The sequence below is a fragment of the Halobacillus sp. genome (genome assembly GCF_049282395.1).
Classification (GTDB): Bacteria; Bacillota; Bacilli; order Bacillales; family Halobacillaceae; genus Halobacillus.
On sequence record NZ_JBAPTY010000090.1, the window covers coordinates 1 to 3,269 of the forward strand.

The window sequence follows — 3,269 nt, forward strand, 5'->3', positions numbered from 1 at the left end:
GAGCCTGTTTTTACTTTTCTTTATCTGAGCTTCATCCTCCGCTAACATTGCATCATGCAAGGTAACCAATTCGTAATCAATCTCCAAACGGATCACCGGGAGCTTTTCTTCAGCTTCTCTTTTTCGCAGCGCTTCCATGACATGTTTCATTGCTAATCCCCTCCCTTTCAAATCCTTACTATATATATATGTGGCAATTGCTTGAGAAGTTTCAATTAGATTACTTATATGTAACCCATTTTTAGAAAATTCAAACCCTTGAAACAGATTGCTTAGTAAAGATTTTTACGTGTGGTAAAATAGGATCGATTGTTTACCTAGGAGTTGATAGAATGACTAATTTTAAAGGATTTACCCAAAGAGATTTCGACGTTTTCACCATTCCTGGACTTGAAAACCGTATGGAAGCTTTAAAGGAGAATATTTCGCCCAAGCTAGAAGCAATTGCCTCCGAACTTGCTCCCGATGTAACGGCGATGACCGGGGATGAGATGTTTGTACATGTAGCACGCCACGCGAGGCGTAAAACGAATCCTCCAAATGATACATGGGCCGCTTTAGCTTCGAACAAACGAGGCTATAAAAAACTTCCCCACTTCCAAATAGGCTTGTGGGAAACACACGTTTTTATCTGGTTTGCCGTGATATATGAAAGTCCTATTAAAGAAAATTATGCCGATACACTACAATCTCATAAAAAAGAAATTATGAACCATATTCCTGATCACTTTGCCTGGTCTGGGGATCACACCAAGCCTGAAGCCATCTCTCACGGTGAGGTTGATTCTGACAAATTTGATGCCATGACCGACAGACTCAAGAATGTCAAGAAAGCAGAGATCCTGTGTGGGCAGAAAATCGAGCGGAATGATTCCAGACTTAAGGATCCTGAGGGTTTTATAAACCTTTGTCGAGATACGTTCCAAACCCTCGAACCATTGTACCGCTATACAAAGAAGCTTGATTAGAAAAGCAGCCGCTTTAATTTGCGGCTGCTTTAAAATATTATTCCATTTTTATTTTGTCTCCTGGTGCTGATTCCTTCGCTTTTTTAACTGTACGATAGCAGGAATATCCTGATTCTTTCTCAAACTGGCCACATAGCTTCTTTTCTTCACTTTTAGACGGGACAATTTGTTTAAAGCGTGTGTACGATAGTAGAAGGTCGTCACGGTTCACTTGTTTCTCATATGCTTGTTCGACCATAGAATAAAAGTTTACGACATCGATAATTTCCTCTTTCGTCCAGTATATTTCATCAATTGGATAATGATAACTCATTCTATCCCTCCTTATGTACCTAATTCCATTTACTGCGTATATCTTCGGCCTCTTGAATGATCCGCTGGAACAGTTCAGCGACTGAGGGTACATCTGTGATACTGGAAGCTATTTGTCCTGCCCAGGCAAACCCCTCTTCTACTTCCCCTTCATAAATGTATCTCTTATTCGCTTCGCCTCCAATGTAATCTTTTAAACCTTCATAACCCCTATCCTCGGATTCCAGCTTCAATATTTCCTCCGTCCATGGGTTTTTCAAGGCTCTTGCTGGCGCCTTTAAGCTTCTTTTTATAACGGTAGTGGATGTCTCCGTTGCATCAATCAATGCTTGTTTGTATGCGGCATGGGCATGATGGCACTCTTTTGTAGCTATAAATCTGGTCCCCATTTCGATACCTTCGGCTCCCAGTGCCAGTGCAGCCATAAGTCCCCGGCCGTCCCCAATCCCGCCGGAAGCAATTACAGGAATGGATACTGCCTCTACTACCCGCGGGGTCAAAACAAAAGTACCGACATCATCTCTTCCTATGTGCCCGCCTCCTTCCTGACCAACAACCATAACTGCATCTGCGCCCAGTTCTTCAGCTTTCTCTGCCTGCCGCCTGGCAGCAACAAGTACAAGGGTCTTAATACCTTTTCCCTTTACTAAGTCCAGTACTGGCTTAGGATTGCCTCCTGTCACCGAAATAGCCGGGACCTTTTCCTCTACAGCCACAGCGACCATATCTTCAAATGGCCTTCGTTGTTGACCAATGGCAAAATTCACACCGAATGGATTCCCGGTTAAGGTACGTAACCGCTTAATTTCCGCACGCAGTTCATCTGGACTATTCATGCTCATCGCGGTTATCTGACCAAGGCCTCCTGCATTGGAAACGGCAGCGGCCAGCTCTGCGTAAGCGAGATAGGCCAGTCCTCCCTGGATAACAGGGTAGGTAATCCCTAATTTCTCTGTTACTTGGGTTTTCCAGTTCATGGCTTCTCCTCCTTTTAAGAACAGTTTACCATGAGGTCTAACATGAAGCACGAGCCTGGTTTTTTTACTAGCAAATATAAGGGTACTTTGCTATAATTCACATGCTTTCTATTATAAAGAGGTGCTTATACGGTATGAATCAAAACGAAACTCCTTTATTTACAGGTGTTAAAAACCATGCAGAAAAAAAACCAACTCAATTTCATATACCCGGCCATAAAGGCGGCAAAGGGATGGATAAAGAATTTCAGCAGTTTATAGGCGAGAATGCCCTTTCTATCGATTTGATTAACATTGAACCTTTGGATGATCTTCATCATCCCCAGGGAATGATCAAGGACGCTCAAAGCCTCGCAGCTGGAGCTTTTGGAGCCGATTATACATTTTTCTCCGTTCAGGGAACTTCCGGGGCCATCATGACGATGATCATGAGCGTCTGTCAACCAGGAGATAAAATCATTGTCCCGCGAAATGTACACAAATCGATCACGACAGCCATCATTTTTTCAGGCGCTAAACCTGTATTCATTCACCCTGAGCTTGATAACAGGCTTGGCATTTCTCACGGAATTACACCAGAAGCTGTTGAGAGGGCCTGTACGGCCCATCCCGACGCAAAAGGTGTGCTTGTCATTAATCCGACTTATTTTGGAATCACTGCTGACCTCAGTCATATTGTGGATATTGCTCATTCCTTTGATATTCCTGTACTCGTAGATGAAGCTCATGGTGTACACATCCATTTTCACGAGCGGCTTCCGCTTTCTGCTATGCAGGCAGGTGCGGATCTTGCCGCTACAAGTGTTCACAAACTTGGCGGGTCTCTTACTCAAAGCTCGGTGCTAAATTTAAGAGAAGGTCTCGTATCTCATGAACGAGTGCAGACAATAATGTCGATGCTCACAACAACATCTACCTCTTATATTCTGTTAGCTTCTCTTGACACAGCAAGGCGCCATCTGGCCATGAATGGGCATGAACTTATGGAGAGCTGTATCAGGCTTGCTGATAG

The 3,269-nt window shown here is 43.7% G+C and carries 4 protein-coding genes; 2 read left to right on the forward strand and 2 right to left on the reverse strand.

Annotated features, from left to right (window positions below):
• The first annotated feature begins 332 nt into the window (after positions 1-332).
• Positions 333-968: a YktB family protein gene (locus tag WAM07_RS04455; RefSeq protein ID WP_422165121.1), complete on the forward strand. Its 636-nt coding sequence runs from the start codon at positions 333-335 to the stop codon at positions 966-968.
• Positions 969-1,005: 37 nt separating this feature from the next.
• Here WAM07_RS04455 and WAM07_RS04460 read toward each other — a convergent pair whose 3' ends face one another.
• Both WAM07_RS04460 and WAM07_RS04465 read right to left on the reverse strand, forming a co-directional pair.
• Complete coding sequence (locus WAM07_RS04460) at positions 1,006-1,281, reverse strand: UPF0223 family protein (protein WP_422165123.1); 276 nt, start codon at positions 1,279-1,281, stop codon at positions 1,006-1,008.
• A 19-nt stretch (positions 1,282-1,300) separates the two neighbouring features.
• Complete coding sequence (locus tag WAM07_RS04465) at positions 1,301-2,257, reverse strand: NAD(P)H-dependent flavin oxidoreductase (protein WP_422165125.1); 957 nt, start codon at positions 2,255-2,257, stop codon at positions 1,301-1,303.
• Positions 2,258-2,391: 134 nt separating this feature from the next.
• Here WAM07_RS04465 and WAM07_RS04470 point away from each other — a divergent pair.
• Positions 2,392-3,269 (forward strand): aminotransferase class I/II-fold pyridoxal phosphate-dependent enzyme (locus tag WAM07_RS04470; protein ID WP_422165127.1); only part of this gene is annotated, 878 nt, incomplete at its 3' end.

Coding starts and splice junctions, on each gene's coding strand:
- WAM07_RS04460 (WP_422165123.1), bottom strand. CDS start 1,281: ATGAGTTATCATTATCCAATTGATGAAATATACTGGACGAAAGAGGAA.
- WAM07_RS04465 (WP_422165125.1), bottom strand. CDS start 2,257: ATGAACTGGAAAACCCAAGTAACAGAGAAATTAGGGATTACCTACCCT.
- WAM07_RS04455 (WP_422165121.1), top strand. CDS start 333: ATGACTAATTTTAAAGGATTTACCCAAAGAGATTTCGACGTTTTCACC.